31 protein-coding genes and 1 pseudogene are annotated in these 21,911 nt (G+C 59.4%); 30 read left to right on the forward strand and 2 right to left on the reverse strand.

Translation table 11 applies throughout. The annotated features are described in order from the left end of the window. The first annotated feature begins 12 nt into the window (after window positions 1–12). From tuf to rplQ, 30 genes and pseudogenes are all read left to right on the forward strand, one after another. Window positions 13–1,203: an elongation factor Tu gene (gene tuf / locus CBB91_RS02985; protein ID WP_272983375.1), complete on the forward strand. Its 1,191-nt coding sequence runs from the start codon at window positions 13–15 to the stop codon at window positions 1,201–1,203. 147 nt (window positions 1,204–1,350) lie between these two features. Further along, complete coding sequence (locus CBB91_RS02990) at window positions 1,351–2,100, forward strand: sulfotransferase domain-containing protein (RefSeq protein ID WP_273011959.1); 750 nt, start codon at window positions 1,351–1,353, stop codon at window positions 2,098–2,100. A gap of 244 nt (window positions 2,101–2,344) precedes the next feature. Beyond that, window positions 2,345–4,045 carry an alpha/beta hydrolase gene (locus tag CBB91_RS02995; protein WP_273011961.1) on the forward strand — a complete coding sequence of 567 codons (1,701 nt, stop codon included), beginning with the start codon at window positions 2,345–2,347 and terminating at the stop codon, window positions 4,043–4,045. 240 nt (window positions 4,046–4,285) lie between these two features. Then, window positions 4,286–4,606: a 30S ribosomal protein S10 gene (gene rpsJ / locus CBB91_RS03000; RefSeq protein ID WP_027836784.1), complete on the forward strand. Its 321-nt coding sequence runs from the start codon at window positions 4,286–4,288 to the stop codon at window positions 4,604–4,606. Continuing rightward, window positions 4,606–5,385, forward strand: a complete 780-nt coding sequence (gene rplC, locus CBB91_RS03005; protein WP_273011963.1) for a 50S ribosomal protein L3 — start codon at window positions 4,606–4,608, stop codon at window positions 5,383–5,385. Before rpsJ ends, rplC begins: the two co-directional genes overlap by 1 nt. Further along, window positions 5,385–6,026 (forward strand): 50S ribosomal protein L4, encoded by a 642-nt coding sequence (rplD, locus tag CBB91_RS03010; protein ID WP_035551754.1) that lies wholly within the window; start codon window positions 5,385–5,387, stop codon window positions 6,024–6,026. The genes rplC and rplD overlap by 1 nt, the downstream gene beginning before the upstream one ends. A gap of 2 nt (window positions 6,027–6,028) precedes the next feature. Further along, a complete protein-coding gene (locus CBB91_RS03015; RefSeq protein ID WP_027836781.1) occupies window positions 6,029–6,328 on the forward strand; it encodes a 50S ribosomal protein L23 in 300 nt (99 codons plus the stop codon). 18 nt (window positions 6,329–6,346) lie between these two features. Further along, window positions 6,347–7,177, forward strand: a complete 831-nt coding sequence (rplB, locus tag CBB91_RS03020) for a 50S ribosomal protein L2 (protein ID WP_273011966.1) — start codon at window positions 6,347–6,349, stop codon at window positions 7,175–7,177. 15 nt (window positions 7,178–7,192) lie between these two features. Continuing rightward, window positions 7,193–7,471: a 30S ribosomal protein S19 gene (rpsS, locus tag CBB91_RS03025; protein WP_027836779.1), complete on the forward strand. Its 279-nt coding sequence runs from the start codon at window positions 7,193–7,195 to the stop codon at window positions 7,469–7,471. A gap of 2 nt (window positions 7,472–7,473) precedes the next feature. Next, window positions 7,474–7,863 (forward strand): 50S ribosomal protein L22, encoded by a 390-nt coding sequence (gene rplV, locus CBB91_RS03030; RefSeq protein ID WP_035551771.1) that lies wholly within the window; start codon window positions 7,474–7,476, stop codon window positions 7,861–7,863. Continuing rightward, complete coding sequence (gene rpsC / locus CBB91_RS03035) at window positions 7,863–8,600, forward strand: 30S ribosomal protein S3 (RefSeq protein WP_035551773.1); 738 nt, start codon at window positions 7,863–7,865, stop codon at window positions 8,598–8,600. Before rplV ends, rpsC begins: the two co-directional genes overlap by 1 nt. A gap of 3 nt (window positions 8,601–8,603) precedes the next feature. After that, window positions 8,604–9,020 carry a 50S ribosomal protein L16 gene (gene rplP, locus CBB91_RS03040; protein ID WP_027836776.1) on the forward strand — a complete coding sequence of 139 codons (417 nt, stop codon included), beginning with the start codon at window positions 8,604–8,606 and terminating at the stop codon, window positions 9,018–9,020. A gap of 2 nt (window positions 9,021–9,022) precedes the next feature. After that, the gene (gene rpmC / locus CBB91_RS03045) at window positions 9,023–9,223 is read left to right on the forward strand and encodes a 50S ribosomal protein L29 (RefSeq protein ID WP_035551777.1); all 201 of its coding nucleotides are present in this window, start codon (window positions 9,023–9,025) and stop codon (window positions 9,221–9,223) included. 10 nt (window positions 9,224–9,233) lie between these two features. Continuing rightward, window positions 9,234–9,479, forward strand: coding sequence for a 30S ribosomal protein S17 (rpsQ, locus tag CBB91_RS03050; protein ID WP_035551780.1), 246 nt, complete (start codon window positions 9,234–9,236; stop codon window positions 9,477–9,479). Next, entirely contained in the window at window positions 9,476–9,844 is a 369-nt protein-coding gene (gene rplN / locus CBB91_RS03055; RefSeq protein ID WP_273011972.1) for a 50S ribosomal protein L14, read from the forward strand. The genes rpsQ and rplN overlap by 4 nt, the downstream gene beginning before the upstream one ends. 1 nt (window position 9,845) lies before the next feature. Beyond that, a complete protein-coding gene (gene rplX, locus CBB91_RS03060; RefSeq protein WP_035551783.1) occupies window positions 9,846–10,163 on the forward strand; it encodes a 50S ribosomal protein L24 in 318 nt (105 codons plus the stop codon). Beyond that, the gene (rplE, locus tag CBB91_RS03065) at window positions 10,156–10,710 is read left to right on the forward strand and encodes a 50S ribosomal protein L5 (RefSeq protein WP_035551785.1); all 555 of its coding nucleotides are present in this window, start codon (window positions 10,156–10,158) and stop codon (window positions 10,708–10,710) included. The genes rplX and rplE overlap by 8 nt, the downstream gene beginning before the upstream one ends. Window positions 10,711–10,729: 19 nt before the next feature. After that, the gene (gene rpsN, locus CBB91_RS03070; protein ID WP_273011976.1) at window positions 10,730–11,035 is read left to right on the forward strand and encodes a 30S ribosomal protein S14; all 306 of its coding nucleotides are present in this window, start codon (window positions 10,730–10,732) and stop codon (window positions 11,033–11,035) included. Between the two features lie 18 nt (window positions 11,036–11,053). Further along, on the forward strand, window positions 11,054–11,449 hold the full coding sequence (gene rpsH, locus CBB91_RS03075) for a 30S ribosomal protein S8 (protein ID WP_273011979.1): 396 nt from the start codon (window positions 11,054–11,056) through the stop codon (window positions 11,447–11,449). 10 nt (window positions 11,450–11,459) lie between these two features. Beyond that, window positions 11,460–12,071: a 50S ribosomal protein L6 gene (rplF, locus tag CBB91_RS03080; protein WP_035551793.1), complete on the forward strand. Its 612-nt coding sequence runs from the start codon at window positions 11,460–11,462 to the stop codon at window positions 12,069–12,071. A gap of 4 nt (window positions 12,072–12,075) precedes the next feature. Continuing rightward, complete coding sequence (gene rplR, locus CBB91_RS03085; protein ID WP_035551796.1) at window positions 12,076–12,438, forward strand: 50S ribosomal protein L18; 363 nt, start codon at window positions 12,076–12,078, stop codon at window positions 12,436–12,438. An 11-nt stretch (window positions 12,439–12,449) separates the two neighbouring features. Beyond that, window positions 12,450–13,031 carry a 30S ribosomal protein S5 gene (rpsE, locus tag CBB91_RS03090; RefSeq protein ID WP_027836766.1) on the forward strand — a complete coding sequence of 194 codons (582 nt, stop codon included), beginning with the start codon at window positions 12,450–12,452 and terminating at the stop codon, window positions 13,029–13,031. Between the two features lie 14 nt (window positions 13,032–13,045). Beyond that, window positions 13,046–13,231, forward strand: coding sequence for a 50S ribosomal protein L30 (rpmD, locus tag CBB91_RS03095; RefSeq protein WP_035551799.1), 186 nt, complete (start codon window positions 13,046–13,048; stop codon window positions 13,229–13,231). 41 nt (window positions 13,232–13,272) lie between these two features. After that, complete coding sequence (gene rplO / locus CBB91_RS03100) at window positions 13,273–13,752, forward strand: 50S ribosomal protein L15 (RefSeq protein ID WP_035551802.1); 480 nt, start codon at window positions 13,273–13,275, stop codon at window positions 13,750–13,752. A gap of 89 nt (window positions 13,753–13,841) precedes the next feature. After that, window positions 13,842–15,200 (forward strand): preprotein translocase subunit SecY, encoded by a 1,359-nt coding sequence (gene secY / locus CBB91_RS03105; RefSeq protein ID WP_345906715.1) that lies wholly within the window; start codon window positions 13,842–13,844, stop codon window positions 15,198–15,200. Then, window positions 15,197–15,767, forward strand: a pseudogene (locus CBB91_RS03110) (adenylate kinase). Before secY ends, CBB91_RS03110 begins: the two are co-directional and overlap by 4 nt. Before the next feature lie 148 nt (window positions 15,768–15,915). Further along, complete coding sequence (gene rpsM / locus CBB91_RS03115; RefSeq protein ID WP_035551812.1) at window positions 15,916–16,284, forward strand: 30S ribosomal protein S13; 369 nt, start codon at window positions 15,916–15,918, stop codon at window positions 16,282–16,284. A 12-nt stretch (window positions 16,285–16,296) separates the two neighbouring features. Further along, window positions 16,297–16,686, forward strand: a complete 390-nt coding sequence (gene rpsK, locus CBB91_RS03120; RefSeq protein WP_035551814.1) for a 30S ribosomal protein S11 — start codon at window positions 16,297–16,299, stop codon at window positions 16,684–16,686. 62 nt (window positions 16,687–16,748) lie between these two features. After that, a complete protein-coding gene (locus CBB91_RS03125; RefSeq protein WP_035551816.1) occupies window positions 16,749–17,792 on the forward strand; it encodes a DNA-directed RNA polymerase subunit alpha in 1,044 nt (347 codons plus the stop codon). Between the two features lie 47 nt (window positions 17,793–17,839). Then, window positions 17,840–18,262 carry a 50S ribosomal protein L17 gene (gene rplQ, locus CBB91_RS03130; RefSeq protein WP_035551818.1) on the forward strand — a complete coding sequence of 141 codons (423 nt, stop codon included), beginning with the start codon at window positions 17,840–17,842 and terminating at the stop codon, window positions 18,260–18,262. A 159-nt stretch (window positions 18,263–18,421) separates the two neighbouring features. On the opposite strand, the gene CBB91_RS03135 is transcribed toward rplQ, so the two are convergent. Together CBB91_RS03135 and CBB91_RS03140 are read right to left on the reverse strand one after the other, a co-directional pair. Continuing rightward, window positions 18,422–19,738, reverse strand: a complete 1,317-nt coding sequence (locus CBB91_RS03135) for an HlyD family type I secretion periplasmic adaptor subunit (protein ID WP_273011984.1) — start codon at window positions 19,736–19,738, stop codon at window positions 18,422–18,424. Beyond that, complete coding sequence (locus CBB91_RS03140; RefSeq protein WP_273011987.1) at window positions 19,731–21,512, reverse strand: type I secretion system permease/ATPase; 1,782 nt, start codon at window positions 21,510–21,512, stop codon at window positions 19,731–19,733. The genes CBB91_RS03135 and CBB91_RS03140 overlap by 8 nt, the downstream gene beginning before the upstream one ends. Between the last annotated feature and the right edge of the window lie 399 nt (window positions 21,513–21,911).

Consider the following 21,911-nt stretch of genomic DNA (forward strand, 5'->3'; position numbering starts at 1 on the left):
AGGAGAGGCCCGATGGCCAAGGCAAAGTTTGAACGCAACAAGCCGCACGTCAACATCGGCACGATTGGCCACGTTGACCACGGCAAGACGACGCTGACAGCAGCGATCACGATGACGCTTGCAGAGCAGGGCGGTGGTGAGAAGCGGTCCTATGAGGACATCGACTCCGCGCCGGAAGAGAAAGCCCGCGGCATCACGATCAACACGGCGCACGTGGAATACGAGACGGAAAACCGTCACTACGCCCACGTGGACTGCCCGGGACACGCTGACTACGTCAAGAACATGATCACGGGTGCTGCCCAGATGGACGGCGCGATCCTGGTTGTGAACGCGGCTGATGGCCCGATGCCACAGACCCGCGAGCACATCCTGCTGGCGCGTCAGGTCGGCGTGCCGGCCCTGGTTGTCTTCCTGAACAAGGTTGACCAGGTTGACGATGAAGAGCTGCTCGAACTGGTCGAGATGGAAGTTCGCGAATTGCTGTCTTCCTACGACTTCCCGGGCGACGACATTCCGATCGTAGCCGGCTCTGCGCTGGCAGCTGTTGAAGGCCGCGACGACAATATCGGCAAAGAGAAAGTTCTCGAGCTGATGGCGGCTGTCGACGACTACATCCCGACGCCAGAGCGTCCGCTGGACAAGCCATTCCTGATGCCGGTCGAGGACGTGTTCTCGATCTCCGGCCGGGGTACGGTTGTGACCGGCCGCGTTGAGCAGGGCGTCATCAAGGTGGGTGAGGAAATCGAGATCGTCGGTATCCGCGACACCGTGAAAACAACCTGTACCGGCGTTGAAATGTTCCGCAAGCTGCTCGACCAGGGCCAGGCTGGCGACAACATTGGTGCGCTGCTGCGCGGTATCGACCGTGAAGGCGTTGAGCGTGGTCAGGTCCTGTGTAAGCCAGGCTCCATCACGCCGCACACCACGTTCGAGGCAGAAGCCTACATCCTGACGAAAGAAGAGGGTGGCCGTCACACGCCGTTCTTCTCCAACTATCGTCCGCAATTCTACTTCCGTACGACGGACGTGACGGGTGTTGTGACCCTGCCGGCCGACAAGGAAATGGTTCTGCCGGGCGACAACGTCAAAATGGACGTCGAGCTGATCCAGCCAATCGCCATGGACCAGGGCCTGCGCTTCGCGATCCGCGAAGGTGGCCGTACCGTCGGCGCCGGCGTGGTCTCCGCGATCAAAAAGTAAGACTTGCCCCCATCAGGCAAGACCGAGACAAGGCCGTCCCATCCGGGGCGGCCTTTTTTCTTGGGGGGCGGGAAATCTGCAACATTCTGCGACACTTCCAGAGATATCCGCCAAATTGCTGCAAGAGCTGCTCGCTAATATGAGTGCATGACCCAGCGCATCGACTTCCTCATTGCAGGCGTTCAGAAAGCCGGCACCACATCGCTCGATTCCTATCTTCGCCAGCATCCGGATATCTGCATGGCAAAGAAGAAGGAGCCGCATTTCTTCGACAAGCGTCCGCCGACCGGCATTACGAAACTCGATTACTGGCTGTATCATCGCCAGTTCGACTGGAAAGCCTGGCGCGACGGATGTGTTCTGGGCGAAGCGACACCGATCATCACCTGGTGGAATGGGGCTCTGGAACGGGTGTGGACCTATAACCCGCTGATCCAGGTGATTATCATTCTGCGTGACCCGGTCGAACGGGCCTGGAGCCATTACCGGATGGATTGCCGACTCGGGCGCGAGACGATGCCCTATCCGGAAGCGATCCGGCAGGAGCGGGAGCGGGCGCGCAGGGCATTGCCTCGGCAGGATCGTGAACGCTCCTATCTGGCGCGCAGTTATTATGCGCCACAGATCCGGGAATTGCGCCGGTTGTTTTCCGATGACCAGCTATTGTTTCTCCGCAGTGAGGATTTGGCAGATGCGCCGCAGTCCCAGCTGGATCAGGTGTGCCGGTTCCTGAACCTTACCCCGCATCGCTTTGAGGTCGCCGACCGGCTGAATGCCGCGCCGGACAATGACCGGATGAGCCAGGATGACCGCGACTATCTGCGCCGTGTGTTTGAACACGATGCCGCCGAGACGCGGGCGCTATTGGGATGGGACCAGGGTAGCTGGTGTGTGTGAGGGCAGGGTGTGTGAAGCCCCGCCCCCTTGATGCGGTCTTGAATGTCCCTTGAACGCAATGGATTGCATGCGTCCCCCCACCCAGACCTGCGATCAGGGTTCTGCTTAAACGCGACCGCCAATTTACCGCATGCCCCCTTGGGGGGGTATTCTGTAAAACAAGGCCGAAACATGGCGCTTGTCGCAGGCCGCAGCCTGGTTAATATGGAGACAAGATCCCCATGCCGCGCGCATTCGGAGTTTTATGTCCCACACGCATCGCTATTTCGAAATGCTCGGCGCAGCGTATGAGGTGCCGAGTGAAGCCGACCGGTTTGACGCTTTCCTGGATGCGGCCATGGCCTATTTCTTCGGAAACGAAGNCGNCAGCGGCCAGNTNGCCGAGGATGTGCCGCGCCATTCCGGGGATGACGCCAAGCTGGAANCCCATCGCGAGCGGATCAGCGCGCTGATTGAAGAGGCCTCCCGCCGGGAGGTCGCGGGGGCCGACAGTTTCCATGCCGTGCTGGAAGTGTCCGCGCGGACAGGNTTGGTGACCGGCAACGATTCGGCGGCGCAGCTGACCGGGCAGACCTTTCCGTGCCGACTGGATGATTTGCCCCTGGACAGTATGGCCATCGCGATGATCCGTCAGGCCAAACGGACCAACCAGCCCCAGACCCAGGATCGCATCGTCCTGACCGATGTCGAGTCTGACATGGAGGCGGATCGTTCCCGGGCCTGCCTCGCACTGATCCAGAGGCCGAAGGATTTGAACGACATCGTTCAGGTGTCGCTGTCNTATATCCANTGGTCGNCGGAACTGATGGCGAGNTTGCGGGCCGCATTNGGGCTGACCGCGAGCGAGACGGAAATCCTCGAAGGGTATCTGGGCAATCTCAGCCAGAAGGAGATTGCCAGCAAAAGAGGGCGGGCGCTNGAAACCATCAAGGGCCAGTCAAAGAGTATTCTTCGGAAGACGGGCTGTGCGCGCATGTCCGACGTGGTGCAGCTATGCGCCAGCATTGCGTTCCTGATGCGGCAATTGCCGAGCGAAGCGCCGACCCAAAGCGCGGAAACCTGGGTGACGCCGACGCGCGGCATGTCCTTCCTGAACCTGCCGGATGGCCGACAACTGGCATGGTACAGGATCGGATCCGGCAGCCGCCCCGTCCTGTTCGTGCATGGCTATATGCAGGGGCCGTTCTTCACGCCGGATTTCCTGCGCCGATTGCGGGAGGCAGATATTTGCCTGATTGCGCCGTCCCGGCCGTGTTTTGGCTATACGAGCCCAAGCCGGACGCGCGACAGCCATGATCAGACCGTGNTACGCGACGCNCTCGCCCTGCTTTATCATCTCGGCCACACCCGGATCAGCCTGTGCGCCCATCATGGCGGCGCGCCGCATGGGTTCCGCATCGCGAAAGCCCTCGGCGACCGGCTGGNCGGCATGTTGGTTGTGGGCGGGACGATCCCGTTCGACGAAGAGACCCATCTTCCCGGTATGAACCCGATGAGCCGCTTTGCGGCAGCCGCGTCGCGTCATGCGCCTTCGGTCATGAAGATGGCGCTGTCTGTCGGCCTGCCNGTCTATCGACGCCGCGGAACGACAGCGTTTCTGAAGAAGCAGTTTGCGCGCTCNCCCCGCGATCTGGANNCTCTGGANGANCCGATCTTGCGAGAAGTGCTGTCTGAGGGCCTTTATCACGCCGTGGAGCAGGGGACAGAGGCCTGGACCCGCGACGGCTCGACTGTGATGGCCGACTGGCGCGCCGATCTGGATTCGGTCACGACTCCGCTGACCTGGCTGAAAGCCGGGGAAGACACGGTGATCTCGACGGAGCATGTGCAGGCCCTGCTGGGGCATCGGGAAAATGTGGACCTGAAGATCCTGCCGGGACATGCGCTGAACCTGATTCACACNGCGCCNGATGATGTGTGCGAGGCGCTGGCACAGATCGCATAGTCTTTCAGGCGCCATTCCGGGAGAATATCCGGCGTCGTGGGCCTGTGACTCTTTCTGCATAAAAGCGTCACGACTCAGTTGACGGGCGCTCGCCGATCCCATAAACCCCCGACTTCGCCGGGATGGCAGCGCTTTACATAGCGAACGCTCCCTCGAAACAGACAATTAATCCCACGTAACGCCCTGGGCCAAGGTTGGCCTCGTTGGGGCTAACGTGTTTTGTGCGGACGGACCGAGACGATGGAACGACAGAATATCCGGATCAGGCTAAAGGCCTTCGATCACCGCGCCCTCGACATGTCGGCGAAAGAGATTGTGAGCACGGCCAAGCGCACCGGCGCTGAGGTCAAAGGTCCGATCCCGCTCCCGACCCGTATCGAGCGCTTCACCGTTAACCGCTCTCCTCATATCGACAAAAAGTCGCGCGAGCAGTTTGAAATCCGCACCCACAAGCGGATCCTCGACATTGTAGACCCAACCCCGCAGACCGTGGACGCGCTGATGAAGCTCGACCTGTCGTCCGGCGTTGGCATCGAAATCAAACTTGAGGGAGGCCGCTAATGGCTCTGCCAGCACCCCGTTCCGGCGTGCTTGCCCGCAAGGTTGGCATGACACGCGTATTTGACGAGANTGGCCGCCACGTGCCGGTCACCGTCCTGTCGCTTGATGGCTGCCAGGTTGTAGGCGTGCGCACTGAAGAAGAGCGCGCCGTGAAGACCAAGAAGGGTGGCGACGTCACCCGCACGGACGGCTACAAGGCTGTTATTCTCGGCATTGGNGAAAAGAAGGCGAAGCGCACCACGAAGGCGCTGCGCGGCCAGTTCGCGAAAGCCGGTGTTGCGCCAAAGCGCAAGCTCAAGGAATTCCGCGTATCCGGCGACCTGCCGGAAGTCGGCTCCGAGGTCCTGGCTGACCATTTCGTTCCGGGTCAGAAAGTCGACATCGCCGGCATNACGATCGGTAAGGGCTTCGCGGGTGCGATGAAGCGCTGGAACTTCGGTGGTCTNCGCGCTTCCCACGGTGTGTCCATCTCTCACCGTTCACACGGTTCGACTGGTATGAACCAGGATCCGGGCCGCGTGTTCAAGAACAAGAAAATGGCCGGTCATTACGGCGTCGAGCGTGTCACCACGCAGAANCTTGAAGTGGTTCGCACCGACGTTGATCGCGGCCTGATCCTGGTCANGGGCGCTGTCCCAGGCCATGACGGCAGCTATGTCGAAGTTCGCGACGCTGTGAAGAAAGCTCTTCCGGCAGACGCTCCGGCAGCTGGCTCCTTCAAGGCTCCGGGCGCAGNAGACGCTCCGGCGGCTGAAGCAACTGAAGAGGGTGCTGAATAATGGAACTCGCAGTCAAAACCCTCGCCGGCAAGGCGGCTGGAAACATCACGGTCGATGATGCCATCTTCGGCATCGAAGAGATCCGTGGTGACATCCTGCAGCGCACGGTCCGCTGGCAGCTGGCAAAGCGCCAGGCTGGCACGCACAAGACCCAGACCCGCGGTGAAGTCTCCGTCACGACGAAGAAGTACATCCGCCAGAAAGGTTCCGGCGGCGCACGTCACGGCTCCAAGAACGCGCCAATCTTTGTTGGTGGTTCTGTTGCGCACGGACCAAAAGTCCGCAGCCACGCTCACGACCTTCCTAAAAAGGTCCGCAAGATGGCGCTCGCACACGCCCTGTCTTCCAAGGCAAAGGATGATGCGATCATCGTTCTGGACGAAGCTGTCCTGTCCGCACCAAAGACGAAAGAACTGGCTGGCCAGTTCGCCGGTCTCGGCATCGAGAACGCGCTGATCATCTCTGGTTCGACCGTGGACGCAAACTTCGCCAAGGCGGCTCGCAATATCCCGAACGTCGACGTGCTGCCTGTCGCCGGCCTGAATGTCTATGACATCCTGCGCCGCAAGAAGCTCGTCATCACCAAGGAAGCGGCCGAAGGCATCAAGGCCCGTTTCGACGGCGCGAAGGAGGCTAAGTAATCATGGCCGACATCAAAGAACATCACTACGACGTCATCCGTCGCCCGCTGATCACCGAGAAATCCACTCTGGTGGCTGAAGACAACAAGATTGTCTTCGAAGTGGCGATCGACGCTGACAAGAAAGCGATCAAAGAGGCTGTCGAAGCGCTCTTCAAGGTCGAAGTAACCAAGGTCAACACCCTGCTCCAGAAGGGCAAGACGAAGCGTTTCCGTGGCTATGAAGGTCGTCGCAACGACATGAAAAAAGCCATCGTGACGCTCGCCGAGGGCCAGTCCGTCGACATCACGACGGGCCTCTAGGGGAGAAGGACGAGAAACATGGCACTGAAGACTTTCAATCCGACTTCCCCAGGACGCCGCCAGCTGGTGCTGGTGGACAAGTCCGACCTTCACAAGGGCAAGCCCGTCAAGGCGCTGACCGAAGGTCTGACCAAGTCCGGTGGACGCAACAACAAGGGCCGCATCACGGCTCGCCGCATCGGTGGCGGCGCGAAGAAGCTGTACCGCAAGGTCGACTTCAAGCGTAACCGCTGGGACGTGCCGGCGACTGTCGAGCGTCTGGAATACGATCCGAACCGCACGGCTTTCATCGCGCTGATCAAGTACGAAGACGGCCAGCTCTCCTACATCATCGCGCCACAGCGCCTTGAGGTGGGTGACACGGTGATCACGTCCAAGACCGCTGACATCAAGCCGGGCAACACGCTTCCGCTGAAGAACATCCCGGTTGGTACGATCATTCACAACATCGAGCTGAAGCCCCAGAAGGGCGCGCAGATGGTTCGCTCTGCCGGTACCTACGCTCAGCTGGTTGGCCGTGACGGTGGTTACGCCCAGATCAAGCTGACCTCCGGCGAGCTCCGCATGGTGATGGACAGCTGCCTGGCAACTGTCGGTGCCGTGTCCAACCCGGACAACATGAACCAGGTTCTCTCCAAGGCTGGCCGCAAGCGTCACCTCGGCAAGCGCCCATCGGTTCGGGGTGTTGTCATGAACCCGGTCGATCACCCGCACGGTGGTGGTGAGGGCAAGTCGTCCGGTGGACGTCACCCGGTCACCCCATGGGGTAAGAAAACACGCGGTCCCAAGACCCGTAAAAACAAGGCTACGGATCGTCTGATCATCCGTCGCCGCAACGCGAAACGCTAAGAGGAGCCGCAAGACATGCCACGTTCTGTCTGGAAAGGCCCGTTCGTAGACGGCTATCTGCTCAAGAAAGCAGAAGAAGCGCGCGCCTCTGAAAAGCGCGTCGTGATCAAGACCTGGTCGCGCCGTTCGACGATCCTGCCTAACTTTGTCGGCCTGAACTTCCAGGTCCACAATGGCAACAAATTCATCCCGGTTTCCGTTTCCGAGGAAATGGTCGGTCACAAGTTCGGCGAGTTTGCGCCGACGCGGACCTACTACGGCCACGGTGCGGACAAGAAAGCGAAGAGGAAGTAGTCATGGCTAAAGCCAAGAATCCTCCGAAGCAGGCGTCCAACGAGTCCCGCGCTGTTCTGCGCATGTACCGTTCCAGCCCGCAGAAGCTGAACCTGCTGGCCCAGCAGATCCGCGGCCTTCCGGTCGAGCGCGCACTGGCCCAGCTGCAGTTCTCGCCGAAGCGTCCTGCCCAGGATGTCCGCAAGCTGCTGCAAAGCGCCATCGCGAACGCCGAGAACAATCACGGCCTCGACATCGACAGCCTCGTCGTTGCGGAAGCCCATGTCGGCAAGAACCTCGTGATGAAGCGCATCCGTGCCCGTGCACGTGGCCGCGCTGCTCGCATCCAGAAGCCATTTGCGCAGATGACCATCATCCTGCGTGACACCTCAGTTGAAGCGGAGGCCGCATAATGGGTCAGAAAGTAAATCCGATCGGCCTGCGTCTTGGCATCAACCGGACGTCTGACAGCCGCTGGTACGCAGACACGGCTGATTATGGCCGCCTGCTGCATGAGGACATCGCGATCCGCAAGGAAATCCGCAAGCGCCTCAAGCAAGCCGGTATCTCGAAGATCATCATCGAACGTCCGCACAAGAAATGCCTCATCACGATCCACACGGCACGTCCGGGTCTCGTGATCGGCAAGAAGGGCGGGGACATCGAAGCCCTGCGCAAAGTGCTGTCCAAGATGACCGAGGACGAAGTTCGCGTGAACCTGGTCGAAATCCGCAAGCCGGAAATCGACGCAACGCTGATCGCTGACGACATTGCTCGCCAGCTCGAGCGCCGCGCCTCGTTCCGCCGTACCATGAAGCGCGCCATCCAGTCCGCAATGCGTCTGGGCGCTGACGGTGTGAAGATCATGGTATCCGGCCGACTGGGCGGTGCCGAGATTGCACGTACCGAGAAATATGCAGAGGGCTCCGTTCCGCTGCACACGCTGCGCGCCGACATCGATTACGGCACCGCAGAAGCCGAAACCACCTACGGCATCATCGGGATCAAGGTCTGGGTCTACAAAGGCGAGATCATGGAGCACGACCCGATGGCTCAGGACAAGCGTCAGGAATCTTCCGGCCAGTCCCGTGCCCGTGCCAATGCAAACCAGCGCGGACCGGCCACCGGTGCGCAAGCCGCCGGAGCGTAAGAGATGCGTCAACCGAAGCGAACCAAATTCCGTAAGGCCTTCAAGGGCCAGATCCGGGGCAACTCCAAGGGCGGCACGTCCCTGGCGTTCGGCGAGTTCGGCCTGAAGGCTCTTGAGCCGGAGCGGGTCACCGCTCGCCAGATCGAGGCAACCCGCCGGGCTGTCACGCGTCACATGAAGCGTCAGGGCAAAGTGTGGATCCGTGTATTCCCGGACCTGCCAGTGTCTGCCAAGCCGATTGAAGTCCGGATGGGTAAGGGTAAAGGCTCCGTCGACCGTTGGGTCGCGCGCGTTGCCCCTGGCCGCATCCTGTTCGAAATCGACGGCGTGTCTGAGGAAATCGCTCGCGAGGCCCTGCGTCTCGGCGCTGCGAAGCTTCCGATCAAGACGAAAGTCGTCAAGCGGATCGAGGGTATCTGATCATGAAAGCCCAGGATGTAAGAACGAAAAGCGTCGACCAGCTCAAGGATGAGCTCGTCAAGCTGAAGAAAGAGCAGTTCAACCTGCGTTTCCAGACGGCCACCGGCCAGCTGGAAAAAACGGCCCGAGTGAAGGAAGTTCGCCGCGACATCGCGCGTGTGAAGACGATCCTTCGCGAGAAAGCCGAAGCAGGTCAGGCGTAGGAGAGCGATCATGCCAAAGCGTATTATGGAAGGCGTCGTGGTCTCCGCCAAACAGAACAAGACCGCAATCGTCCGCGTCGAACGGACCTTCACCCACCCGGTGATGAAAAAGATCGTTCGTCGCTCGAAGAAGTATCACGCCCACGATGAGGCAAACGCCGCTGTCGAGGGTCAAACCGTAACGATCCAGGAGTGTGTTCCACACTCCAAACTGAAACGCTGGGAACTTGTGACCGGCGGGGAAGGNGACGCATGATCCAGATGCAATCAAACCTTCGCGTCGCCGACAATTCCGGCGCGCGCCGCGTCCAGTGCATCAAGGTGCTGGGTGGTGCGGGACGCCGGTATGCGTCCGTCGGTGACGTGATCGTGGTGTCCGTGAAGGAAGCAATTCCGACCGGCCGCGTGAAGAAGGGTGANGTCCGCAAGGCTGTCGTCGTTCGCGTGGCAAAAGACATCAACCGCCCGGATGGCACGACCATCCGTTTCGACACAAACGCTGCCGTACTCATCAATAACAATGGTGAGCCGATCGGTACCCGCGTGTTTGGTCCGGTTCCGCGCGAACTTCGCGGCAAGAACCAGGTCAAGATCGCGAACATGGCCCCGGAGGTCTTGTAAGATGGCTGCTAAGATCAAAAAAGGCGACACGGTTGTCGTGATCGCTGGCCGCGACAAAGGTACCAAGGGCGAAGTCCTGAAGGTGCTGGTCGATGACAATCGCGTCGTCGTCCGCGGTGTGAACGTCGTCAAGAAGCACCAGAAGCCGAGCCAGATGGATCCCGGCGGTCTGAAGTCTTTCGAAGCACCGATCCACGTTTCCAACGTGGCCCACGCAGACCCGCGTGACGGCAAGCCGGTGCGTGTTGGTTTCAAAACGGATGAGCATGGTCGCAAGACACGCTTCGCCAAACGCTCAGGGGAGTCCATCGATGTCTGATGCATATGAACCCCGTCTCAAGAAGAAGTACCGCGAGGAAATCCGCGCGAAACTTCAGGAGCAGTTCAAGTATTCGAACCCGATGAAGGTTCCGAAGCTGGACAAGGTCGTGATCAACATGGGTGTCGGCGAAGCTGTTGCTGACTCCAAGAAGATCAAGTCGGCCCTGGCTGAGCTGGAGCTGATCGCGGGCCAGAAGCCTGTCGCCACCAAGGCACGCAAATCCATCGCCGGCTTCAAGCTGCGCGAAGGCATGCTGGTCGGTGCGAAAGTTACGCTGCGCCGTGAGCGCATGTACGAATTCCTTGATCGCCTCACCAATATTGCGCTGCCACGCGTGAAAGACTTCCGTGGACTGAACGGAAAAAGCTTTGACGGCATGGGCAACTACGCAATGGGCCTCAAAGAGCACATCGTTTTCCCGGAGATCAATTACGATCAGGTGGAAGATGTTCGCGGTATGGACATCATTGTCTGTACTACGGCTGAAACCAACGAAGAAGCCAAGGCACTCCTCGCCGAGTGTGGCTTCCCGTTCCGGAACTAGCGCCAGGAGATCTGCTGATATGGCAAAGAAGAGCGCAATCGAGAAGAACAAGAAGCGTCAGAAGCTTGTAGACAAGTACGCTGCGAAGCGTGCTGAGCTGAAGGCCGTCGCCATGAACGAGGATCTTCCGCTGGAAGANCGTTTCAAGGCTCGCCTCAAGCTGGCTGAACTTCCGCGCAACTCGGCACCAAACCGGGTTCGTAATCGCTGTGAAGTGACCGGGCGTCCGCGTGGTTACTATCGCAAACTTAAGATGTCGCGGATCGCGCTGCGTGAGCTTGGCTCAAACGGTCAGATCCCCGGTCTCGTGAAGTCCAGCTGGTAAGAGAGGAGGATATCAAAGATGAACATTTCTGATCCCCTCGGNGATATGCTGACNCGCATCCGCAACGCTCAGATGCGCGGCATGTCNAANGTNGTCACNCCGTCTTCNAANCTTCGNATNCGCGTNCTGGANGTNCTCATCNANGAGGGCTTCATCCGCGGCTNNACCGAAGTNGANAAAGACGGNCACAAGAATATTGANATCGAGCTGAAGTACTATGAAGGNCAGCCNGTNATNTCGGAGATCAAACGTGTCTCCAAGCCNGGTCGCCGNGTGTANTCTTCTGTCTCCGACATTCCGCTGGTGCGCAATGGTCTGGGCATTTCGATCCTTTCGACTTCGAAAGGCGTGATGTCTGACAATGCGGCCCGCAGCGAGAATGTGGGCGGCGAAGTGCTCTGCCGCGTATTCTAGGAGAGCTATCATGTCACGTATTGGTAAACTCCCGATCGAAATCCCGAATGGCACGACCGTCACGGTCGAAGGCCAGACGATCAAGGCCAAAGGCTCCAAGGGTGAGATGTCTCTCGTCCTGTCCGAGCTGATCACGCCGAAGCTCGAAAACAACGAGCTGTCCGTCTCGCCGCGCGAAGACCTGGTTCAGGCTGCAAACGACCGCATCGAGGCTGAAAAGGCTCGTGGTCGCCGTCTGCCAACCTTCGCTGAAGCCCTGGACGCCCGCGCCCGTACGCAGTGGGGCACCGCACGTGCCCGCGCCGCGAACATCGTTGAAGGCGTGTCGAACGGTTATTCGAAGACTCTGGAACTGGTCGGGGTCGGTTATCGTGCCCAGATGCAGGGCACGGATCTTAAACTGTCGCTCGGTTTCTCGCACGACGTCATCTTCAAGGCGCCTGAAGGCATCAAGCTGGAAGCTCCGAAGCCGACCGAAGTGATCGTCTCCGGCGCTGACAAGCAGGCTGTCGGTCAGACGGCTGCGAAGATCCGCGAATTCCGTCCGCCTGAGCCGTACAAAGGCAAGGGTATCCGTTATCAGGGCGAATATGTCCGCCGTAAGGAAGGCAAGAAGAAGTAAGCCCATGAAAAGCTCACGCGATAAGATGCTGCGCCGCGCCCAGCGCGTTCGTACCAAGCTCCGGAAGGTCGCTGCAGGCCGTCCGCGCCTGTCGGTTGCGCGCAGCCACAAGAATATCTCCGCCCAGATCATCGATGACGAGAAGGGCATCACGCTCGCTTCCGCGTCGACGCTGGAGAAGGACGTGCTCGGTTCGGCCAAGACCGGTGGTGACACCGCAGCGGCTGCACTGGTCGGCAAGGCGCTCGCAGAGCGTGCGAAGCAGGCTGGTGTCGAGGACGTGATCTTCGATCGCGGCGGTTACATGTTCCACGGCCGGGTGAAAGCCCTGGCAGACGCCGCCCGTGAGGGCGGTCTCAAATTCTAAGGAGAGGCCCTATGGCTGAAGAAAGAGGAAGAGGCCGCCGGAATCGCGATCGCGACGAGGAGCAGTCTGACATCGTCGACAAGCTGGTTGGTATCAACCGCGTCGCGAAGACGGTTAAAGGCGGTAAGAATTTCGGCTTTGCAGCTCTGGTCGTCGTTGGTGACCAGAAGGGCCGCGCAGGTTTCGGCAAGGGCAAGGCCCGCGAAGTTCCTGAGGCGATCCGCAAGGCAACCGAAGAAGCCAAGCGCAACATGGTTCGCGTTCCGCTTCGTGAAGGCCGTACCCTGCATCACGACGGCAAAGGCCGTCACGGCGCAGGCAAGGTGGTGCTGCGTGCAGCCCCTCCCGGTACCGGCGTGATCGCAGGTGGTCCGATGCGTGCCGTCATGGAAGTGCTGGGTGTGCAGGACGTGGTCGGCAAGTCGATCGGTTCCTCCAACCCGTACAACATGGTACGTGCGACCTTTGACGCGCTTAAAGAGCAGAACAGCCCGCGGACCGTTGCGTCCAAGCGTGGCCTGAAGGTTCAGGATGTCGTCGGCCGCCGCAATGATGGCGCGTCCGAAGCCGGCATGGCTGACGCGACGAACTAGGGAAGGGCACGAGAATGGCCAAGAGCAAACTCACTGTCCGCCAGACTGGCAGCCCAATCGGCCGCAAGCCTGCGCAGCGTCAAACCCTGATGGGTCTCGGCCTCAACAAGGTCGGCCGCACCAAGGAACTCGAAGATACGCCAGCCGTGCGGGGCATGATCCGCAAGGTGGCTCACCTGGTTGAGGTGGTTGGCGAGTAATCGCCGCCATCTGCAGCCGCACGATATCGAAAGATTGACCGATGAAACTGAACGAACTGTCTCCCGCTGAGGGCTCAACAAAGAACCGCATGCGCGTTGGCCGCGGCGTCGGCTCTGGCAAGGGCAAGACGGCTGGTCGCGGTGTCAAAGGCCAGAAGTCCCGTTCCGGCGTTGCCGTNAACGGCTTCGAGGGCGGCCAGATGCCGATCTACATGCGTCTGCCAAAGCGCGGCTTCACCGCACGCAACTCCAAGACACATGCCTGGGTAAACCTCAGCCGTCTGGGCAAGGCGATCGACGCCGGCAAGCTGGACGCCAAGAATGTGACTGAAGAGTCTCTGGTGGCCGCTGGTCTGGTTCGCAATGTGCGCGATGGCGTGCGTCTGCTGGCCAAAGGTGACGCACCAAAGAATCTGAATATCACTGTGACAGGTGCTTCAAAGGCGGCTATCGAAGCTGTTGAGAAGGCTGGCGGCAAGGTGACCGTCACGGGCCCGGCAAAAGACGCTGCTGACGAATAATCGGCGGTTTTTACCGGTAACCCCTTCACAAATACTGTTTCGCCGCCGATTTAGGCGGCGAACGCTTTTTCAGGGAGGTCAAGCGGCCCATGGCGAACGCTGCTGAACAAATGGCTCGGAACATGAATTTNCGGAGCTTTGCCAAAGCCAAGGACCTGCAGAGCCGGATCCTGTTTACCCTCGGGATCCTGCTACTCTATCGTCTCGGAACTTTCATTCCNCTTCCGGGGCTCGACCCGTCCCAATACGCCCAATACTTCGAAAGCCAGTCAGGCGGCCTGCTCGGCAACATGAACATGTTTGCCGGTGGCGCGGTGGAGCGTATGGGCGTCTTCGCCCTGAACGTGATGCCTTACATCACGGCCTCGATCATCATCCAGATGCTGACGGCCACGTCTCCGACGCTTGAAAAGCTGAAGAAGGAAGGCGAATCGGGCCGCAAGCAGATCAACCAGTACACGCGNTACCTGACCCTTGGCTTNGCCCTGGTTCAGTCTTTTGCCATNGCNGGCGGCCTTGCCGGGTTCCGCATTGACGGCATCTCGTCCTGGTTCTTCATCCTGACCGGCGTCGTGACNCTGACCGGCGGCACCATGCTGCTGATGTGGATGGGTGAGCAGATCACCGCGCGCGGCATTGGTAACGGCATCTCGCTGATCATTTTTGCCGGCATCATCGCGGAAATGCCGAAGGCGATCTTCAACCTGATCTCCCAAGCCCGCACAACGTCTGTGAACGTGGCCTTTGTCGTGGCGATTGCCGCCATGGTGATCGCGCTCGTCGTGTTCATCGTNTTCATGGAGCGCTCGCAGCGTCGTCTGCTGATCCAGTATCCGAAGCGCCAGCAGGCACATGGCGTGGCACAGGGCCAGAAGAGCTTCCTGCCGCTGAAGATCAACACGTCCGGTGTTATCCCGCCCATCTTCGCCTCTGCGATCCTGATGCTGCCACTGACGGCCGTCGGCTTCCTGGGTGGCAACCCGGCTGATGCCGAGGCAACGGGCGCCATGAGCGGCGTTCTGGGCTGGCTGGCGACGAATTTCGCGCCCGGCTCATGGACCTATATCGTGTCCTATGGCGCGATGGTGATCTTCTTTGCCTTCTTCTACACCTCCATCATGTTCAATCCTGAGGAGACGGCGGACAATCTGCGCAAGTATGGCGGATTCATCCCCGGTATCCGCCCAGGNTCGAACACGGCGGCCTATATCGACTATGTTTTGACCCGACTGACGACCATTGGTGCGCTGTACCTGATGTTCGTTTGTATCCTTCCTGAACTCCTGCGGCGATATTTCCCAGAGATACCTTTCTATATCGGCGGTACTTCTCTTCTGATCGTTGTGTCTGTTACGATGGATACAGTTACGCAAATTCAGTCGCATTTGATCGCGCACCAGTATGAGGGCATGATCAAGAAGTCGAAACTCGGGGGTCGTAAGAGATGAACCTAATTCTGTTCGGGCCGCCAGCGGCCGGNAANGGCACGCAGGCGAANCGNCTGGTNGANGAGCGNGGNTTCGTNCANCTNTCTACCGGNGANATGCTNCGCGCNGCNCGNGCNTCNGGNTCNGAGCTCGGNGAAANNGTTGCCNAGATCATGGATGANGGNNGCCTNGTNTCCGANGAGATCGTNATCGCCCTGATNGANGANCAANTNGAAGTNCAGGCCGGNGCGCCNGGNTTCCNTCTTTGACGGTTTTCCGCGCACAGTCGGCCAGGCAGACGCCCTGGACCGCCTGCTGGAATCGCGTGGCAATGCTGTCAATCGCGTGGTCCGCATCCTTGTCGATGACGACAAGCTGCTGGCCCGTGTCACCAAGCGGTTCGAGGAACAGGGCCGAAAGGATGACAATCCCGAGACGTTCTCGAAACGGCTCGAAAAATACTATGAGGATACCGCGCCATTGGTGCCGATTTATGCCGAACGTGGCATCCTTGTAGAAGTCGACGGAATGGGTTCTATCGAGGCGGTTGCTGCCGCAATCGACGCGGCCCTGAAAGAGACGGCTTAAAGCTGGGATTCCGCGGTTGACGCGTTAATTTCCATCGCTATAAGCCTGTTTTCTTAGCTTTAGGCTTAATCGCCGGCGCGCAGGACGGACCATTTCCGGCTTGGCGCGCTCTTTATGTTTTGAACAGTCCGCTTGAGGAGAACCGGCCTTGGCCCGTATTGCAGGCGTAAATATTCCGACCAACAAGCGCGTTGAAATCGCGCTGCGGTACATTCATGGCATCGGTCCCGCCATGGCTCGCGAAATCATCGAGAAGGTCGGCGTCGATTCGACCCGCCGGGTGAGCGATCTGACGGACGCTGAAGTCATCAAGATCCGTGAAACCATCGATGCTGACTATCTGGTTGAGGGTGACCTTCGCCGCGATACGTCGATGAACATCAAGCGCCTCATGGACCTCGGTTCCTATCGTGGCCTGCGTCACCGTCGCAAACTGCCGGTTCGTGGCCAGCGTACCCACACCAACGCCCGCACCCGCAAGGGTCCGGCCAAGCCGATCGCCGGCAAGAAGAAATAGGGATAGTCTTCAATGGCTCGTGAAACGACCCGCGTCCGCAAGAGAGAGCGTAAGAACATCACCTCTGGTGTTGTTCACGTGAACTCCAGCTTCAACAACACCATGGTCACCATCACGGATGCCCAGGGCAACACGATCTCGTGGTCATCCTCCGGCATGATGGGCTTCAAGGGTTCGCGTAAGTCGACCCCTTACGCAGCTCAGATGGCGGCTGAGGATGCTGCGAAGAAGGCTATGGAGCATGGCCTGCAGACTGTTGAAGTCAGCGTGCGTGGCCCAGGTTCTGGCCGTGAAAGCGCCCTGCGTGCGCTTCAGGCTGCTGGCCTGACCGTCACTGCGATCCAGGACACGACGCCAATCCCGCACAATGGATGCCGCCCGCCGAAGCGCCGCCGCGTCTAGTTCGTTTTTTCCCGGCGGCGCAATTGCGCGCCGCCTGTCTCACTTCTGAGGATCCGTCGCCCATGGCAGACATTGAAGCCACCAACGTCAACGACCGTAACTGGAAAGTGCTGATCCGTCCGAACCGTCCTGTCGTCCAGGCCGGATACGATGCGAAGCGCAAGGCGAAGCTCGTGATCGAGCCGCTTGAGCGTGGCTATGGCACGACCCTCGGCAACGCGCTGCGTCGCGTTCTGCTGTCGTCTCTCCAGGGTGCTGCGATCATTGGCGTTCAGATCGACAACGTCGTTCACGAATTCTCCGCGATCCAGGGTGTTCGCGAAGACGTCACGACCATCGTGCTGAACCTGAAGCAGGTTGCGATCTTCATGGAGAGCGACACGCCGAAGCGCATGGTGCTGAAGGCAAAAGGCCCGGGTGAAGTGAAGGCTGGCCAGATCGAAACGTCTGGCGATACGAAAATCCTGAACCCGGATCTCGTGATCTGTACGCTCGATGATGGCGCTGAAGTCCGCATGGAATTCACCGTTGCGACCGGCAAGGGCTATGTCCCGGCCGAGGCGCACCGTCCGGAAGACGCGCCCATTGGCTATATTCCGATCGACGCGATCTACAGCCCGGTCCGCCGCGTGGGTTATCAGGTTGAAGACACCCGTGAGGGAACGGTCCTCGACTATGACAAGCTGACCCTCGACATCGAAACCGATGGCGCGGTCACGCCGGAAGATGCAGTGGCCTATGCCGCGCGCATCCTGCAGGACCAGCTGCAACTGTTCATCAACTTTGAAGAGCCAACCGTTGATACGGGTACGCAGACCGAAGAAACCGATCTCGGCTTCAACCCGGTCCTGCTCAAGAAAGTCGATGAGCTTGAACTGTCTGTTCGCTCGGCAAACTGCCTGAAGAACGACAACATTGTTTACATTGGTGACCTTATCCAGAAGTCCGAAGCAGAGATGCTGCGCACGCCGAACTTCGGCCGCAAATCCCTGAACGAGATCAAGGAAGTCCTCGCCGGTCTTGGCCTGCACCTCGGCATGGAAGTGCCGGACTGGCCGCCGGAAGACATCGAAGGCCTCGCCAAGAAATACGACGACCACCTCTAGCCCACTGAGTAATCGGGGGCCTGACCACCTCCTTAAGGAACACGACAATGCGCCATCGCCTTGGATACCGTAAACTGAACAAGACGACATCGCACCGCAAGGCGATGTTCGCGAACATGGCTGCCAGCCTCATCGAGCATGAGCAGATCGTGACCACCCTTCCAAAGGCGAAGGAAATGGCTCCGCTCATGGACAAGCTGGTAACCCTCGCCAAGAAGGGTGACCTGACGGCTCGCCGCCAGGCCCTCGCGAAAGTCCGCAACGAGGACGCTGTCCGCAAGCTGTTCGACGTGATGGGCGAGCGCTACAAGGATCGCAATGGTGGCTACACCCGCGTTCTGAAAGCCGGCTTCCGCCACGGCGACAATGCACCGGTTGCTGTTCTGGAACTGGTCGACCGCGACGAGAGCGCCAAGGGCGCCGCTGACCGCGCACGTCACGAAGCAGAACTGGAAGCAATGGACGACTGAGTCCGGGTTTACCTGACAGAATTACAAAAAACCCCGGACGGAAACGTCCGGGGTTTTTTCTTTTCATTTCACAATGTGTTTGTCGGGCGGCACCAATCCTTCCGGTTGGAGGATTTTCCAGGTTTCAGGTGCAAGAAAGGTGAGTCCAGCGGTCGTAGTCTATTCCCGGAAGACGTGGGACAGGGAGTCTGACAGAGGTTTGACCAAGTACGACAGTACATTCCGGCTCTCTGTTTTCAAGCTGGCCTCGACAGGCATTCCAGGAAGCAAGTCCAGAGCCGGACCGGACTCTCCCGACAAGGTGATAACTGCCTCGAAAAAGCTGGCGCCGGTCACCGGGTCTGTTTTGGCATCAGCAGACAATTGGGCAATCTGACCGACGACTTTAGGCGTCTCCGACTGGTCGAATGCCGGAAATCGGAGGATGGCTTTCTGGCCCACGGACACGCGATCAATATCGGACGGCCTGACCTGGACTTTCGCAACCAGGCGGTCGCCTTCGGGAACGATGAACATGAGAGGATCAGAGGCCACTATCACACCCCCGACAGTATGGGCTCGCACGCCAATCACTCGTCCGCTGCGGGGCGCGCGGATGACCAGTCTTTTTTGCCTGTCCAGGTCGGCGTTAAATTGCTCTGACAGCACGTCGATATTCTTCTGCGTCTCCGTCAGATGTGACAGAATTTGTTCTGTTCTTTGCTGGGACAGTCCGATCAGTTCGTTGCGCGTCTCTCCGATCCGTACCTGTGTCGCGGCAATGTCAGAGCCAAGTGACTGAATCGCGCCCACTAGGCGTGCGCGTTCGCGTTTCAACGCGAGAACGCGAACCACGCTAGCATTTCCCTGACTGACCAAGGCCTCAAAACGGACGATCTCATCGTCAAGCAAGCTGTGCTGATCTTCCAGGGCCGCCGTTTGACGCTGCATGCCCTCAATTTGAGCCTGCAATTGCCGGATGCGCTGGTCCAGAATTTCGCTCTGGGTTTTCCATGAAGCCTGCCGTGTGCGGAAGAGGGATGTTTGCAAGTCCAGCGCAGACGACATTTGAGGTGTGTCGTGGAGCACAGAGAAGCCGTGGCGGAGCGTCAGCGTGTTGCCTCCGTCTCGCTCTGCTACCAACCGGGCCTCTGTGGCCAGCAAATCAATCAGTTGCGATTCAGTAGCCCGGGTGGCTGCTTCTACAACCGTGCCGTCGAGGGAAATCAGGACCTGCCCCTGCGTGACACTGTCAGCTTCACTGACATGGATGGCTTTCACTATCCCGCCTTCCAGATGCTGCACGGCTTGCTGATTGCTTTCGACAGTGATCTGCCCCCGGCTCAGGACTGCGCCCTCAAACGGAGCAAAAATTGACCAGTAGGCGAGACCGCCGAACACAAGGCCCACGATTAGCCAACCGGTGCGGGCGGATCGCACGGCAGCTCGCCGGGCCAGAACGTCACGGTCTGGAGGAGACGGCAGGACATCAGCCATGGGACTCTCCCCGTGTGCCGATTGTACGTACTTTCAGGCCCGGCTGGCGCGAAGAAATCTCACGCAGGACTTCATCTTTCGGTCCGAACAGTTTTATCTCTCCGGCCTCCAAAAGAAGCAATTTGGTGCACTGTCGCAAAAGGGCTGGCTGATGGGCCACAATGATTGTGGTCGCCTGGCGTGCCTTCAGTCCGGCGATTGCTTCTTGCAAAGCGGCTTCGCCAGCCGTGTCCAGATTCGAATTGGGCTCATCCAGGATGACCAGAGCTGGAGCGTTGTAGAGGGCTCTTGCGAGTCCGATCCGCTGGCGCTGTCCTGCGGACAAATATGTGCCCCCTTCGCCGACATCGGTATCATAGCCATCCGGCAGGGACAGGATCAGTTCGTGGCATGCGGCGGCGTGCGCAGCGGACAGAATGGCATCGGCCGGGGCATGGGGATCAAATCGGCAGATATTGTCACGGACTGTGCCCGACAGCAGGTCGGTTTGCTGCGGCAGATATCCTGTTTGCTGGCCGCGACGGACCGGGTCGAGTGTCGCAATGTCGGCACCGTCCAGGCGGATCACGCCGTGCGATGCCGGCCAGATCCCTGTCAAAAGCTTGGCCAGTGTGGACTTGCCGGCTGCGCTGGGGCCGAGCACGCCCAGAACATCGCCTGGCGAAAGCGAAAAGGACAGGTTCCGGAGCACGGGAAGGGCCGCCCCGGGCGGGCCAGCATGCAGTGCGTCGATCGAAACGTGCCCTTTCAGGGGCGGCAGGGCCATTGACTGCATATCAGGTGCGGCGCGGCTCAGGGCCATTGAAAGTGCTTGCCAGGCGCTGCGGGCGGATATGATCGACTGCCATTGACCGACTATTTGCTCAATGGGGGCAATCGCGCGGCCCATCAGGATCGACGCAGCGATCATTTCTCCGGGCGTGGAAGAGCCATCGGAACTGGTTATTACAAGCCAGGCACCGATGCCAAGGATTGCGGATTGCAGGAAAAGCCGGAAAGCCTTTGTGAGGGCAGCAAAGCCACTCAAGCGGTTGCGAGAGCTGAACAGGCTTGAATCGGATGCATCGAATACTTGCCTCCAGCGCGCCTTTACCTGTTCGCGCATGCCAAGTGCGTCTATGACCTCAACACTCCTGACCATTTCTCCTGCCCTTTGGCGCGCAAGCCGCTCCAGCGTGGCGTTCTCTTCCAATAATTTGGACGACAGGACCTGGTTCAGGACACTCAGCCCGAACAGGACCACAGCCCCGAACAACGCCCACAAGCCGAACAGCGGATGGAGCAGGAATAGGACGATCAGAAATATTGGGCTCCAGGGCGCATCAAACAATGCCGTCAGAGCCGGGCTGGCGATAAAGCGCCTGATCAGCCGCAAGTCCCGCAGCGGCCGGTCGGTAGCCTTGCCGGGATGGGAAACGCTCAGGTCGAGGGCAGCATCAGCCGAAAGGTTTCCCAACGAGGCCTCGAAGCGGGATGCTATGGCATTGAACAGGCTGGTCCGGATCCATTCGAGCGCGCCCCACGCCGTGTAGAGCACCAGCATCAACAGGGTAAGTGCGGCCAGCGTCGGGACAGATTGTGAATTGAGCACGCGGTCATAGACCTGCAGCATGTACAGGGGGCCAGTCAGCATTAGGAGGTTTGTAAACCAACTGAACAGACCAATTTGCATGAATGTCGCCCGCGCCTGTGCCAGCGCGGCGAACAGCTTGCGCTCTGGCAAGGTATGTCGGGTGGCCTGGCCGGAAACGGCTGGTCCCTGATTGGTCATCATGTGTGTCCCTTTGACGCCATACTGGCATATCCGTTGGGCGTTTTGCCAGTATCGCAAATTTTGTGCCGCCCGCGCCGATTTGGCGGGCAGGCGTGCGCAAGGTTCACGTTTGTCGTGTCAGGCCCGGTGCGGTCTGGTCAAAACTCTCCTCTTGGGAGATGTTGTTTGACAGGCTGGGACAAAACCAGTGGCTATGTGCCGGGACAATCTATGGGTGTAGGAATATGGATGAGACGCTTCCCTCTTGGGTCGGCACCGACCTGATCGAGAACGGAGATTTTGAGGACAACCCTGTTACGGGGGCGTCGGGCTGGGGTCTGTTTGATGCCATCCCGGGCTGGATTGCGATCCAGGGGGATCTCGAGATCCAGAAGGGGGAGAATGCGGTTTCGGACCTGG

It is taken from the genome of Hyphomonas sp. TMED31 (assembly GCF_002172815.1).
Classification (GTDB): Bacteria; Pseudomonadota; Alphaproteobacteria; order Caulobacterales; family Hyphomonadaceae; genus Hyphomonas; species Hyphomonas atlantica.

Coding starts and splice junctions, on each gene's coding strand:
- tuf (WP_272983375.1), top strand. CDS start 13: ATGGCCAAGGCAAAGTTTGAACGCAACAAGCCGCACGTCAACATCGGC.
- CBB91_RS02990 (WP_273011959.1), top strand. CDS start 1,351: ATGACCCAGCGCATCGACTTCCTCATTGCAGGCGTTCAGAAAGCCGGC.
- rpsJ (WP_027836784.1), top strand. CDS start 4,286: ATGGAACGACAGAATATCCGGATCAGGCTAAAGGCCTTCGATCACCGC.
- rplD (WP_035551754.1), top strand. CDS start 5,385: ATGGAACTCGCAGTCAAAACCCTCGCCGGCAAGGCGGCTGGAAACATC.
- CBB91_RS03015 (WP_027836781.1), top strand. CDS start 6,029: ATGGCCGACATCAAAGAACATCACTACGACGTCATCCGTCGCCCGCTG.
- rplB (WP_273011966.1), top strand. CDS start 6,347: ATGGCACTGAAGACTTTCAATCCGACTTCCCCAGGACGCCGCCAGCTG.
- rpsS (WP_027836779.1), top strand. CDS start 7,193: ATGCCACGTTCTGTCTGGAAAGGCCCGTTCGTAGACGGCTATCTGCTC.
- rplV (WP_035551771.1), top strand. CDS start 7,474: ATGGCTAAAGCCAAGAATCCTCCGAAGCAGGCGTCCAACGAGTCCCGC.
- rpsC (WP_035551773.1), top strand. CDS start 7,863: ATGGGTCAGAAAGTAAATCCGATCGGCCTGCGTCTTGGCATCAACCGG.
- rplP (WP_027836776.1), top strand. CDS start 8,604: ATGCGTCAACCGAAGCGAACCAAATTCCGTAAGGCCTTCAAGGGCCAG.
- rpmC (WP_035551777.1), top strand. CDS start 9,023: ATGAAAGCCCAGGATGTAAGAACGAAAAGCGTCGACCAGCTCAAGGAT.
- rplX (WP_035551783.1), top strand. CDS start 9,846: ATGGCTGCTAAGATCAAAAAAGGCGACACGGTTGTCGTGATCGCTGGC.
- rplE (WP_035551785.1), top strand. CDS start 10,156: ATGTCTGATGCATATGAACCCCGTCTCAAGAAGAAGTACCGCGAGGAA.
- rplF (WP_035551793.1), top strand. CDS start 11,460: ATGTCACGTATTGGTAAACTCCCGATCGAAATCCCGAATGGCACGACC.
- rplR (WP_035551796.1), top strand. CDS start 12,076: ATGAAAAGCTCACGCGATAAGATGCTGCGCCGCGCCCAGCGCGTTCGT.
- rpsE (WP_027836766.1), top strand. CDS start 12,450: ATGGCTGAAGAAAGAGGAAGAGGCCGCCGGAATCGCGATCGCGACGAG.
- rpmD (WP_035551799.1), top strand. CDS start 13,046: ATGGCCAAGAGCAAACTCACTGTCCGCCAGACTGGCAGCCCAATCGGC.
- rpsK (WP_035551814.1), top strand. CDS start 16,297: ATGGCTCGTGAAACGACCCGCGTCCGCAAGAGAGAGCGTAAGAACATC.
- CBB91_RS03125 (WP_035551816.1), top strand. CDS start 16,749: ATGGCAGACATTGAAGCCACCAACGTCAACGACCGTAACTGGAAAGTG.
- rplQ (WP_035551818.1), top strand. CDS start 17,840: ATGCGCCATCGCCTTGGATACCGTAAACTGAACAAGACGACATCGCAC.
- CBB91_RS03135 (WP_273011984.1), bottom strand. CDS start 19,738: ATGGCTGATGTCCTGCCGTCTCCTCCAGACCGTGACGTTCTGGCCCGG.
- CBB91_RS03140 (WP_273011987.1), bottom strand. CDS start 21,512: ATGATGACCAATCAGGGACCAGCCGTTTCCGGCCAGGCCACCCGACAT.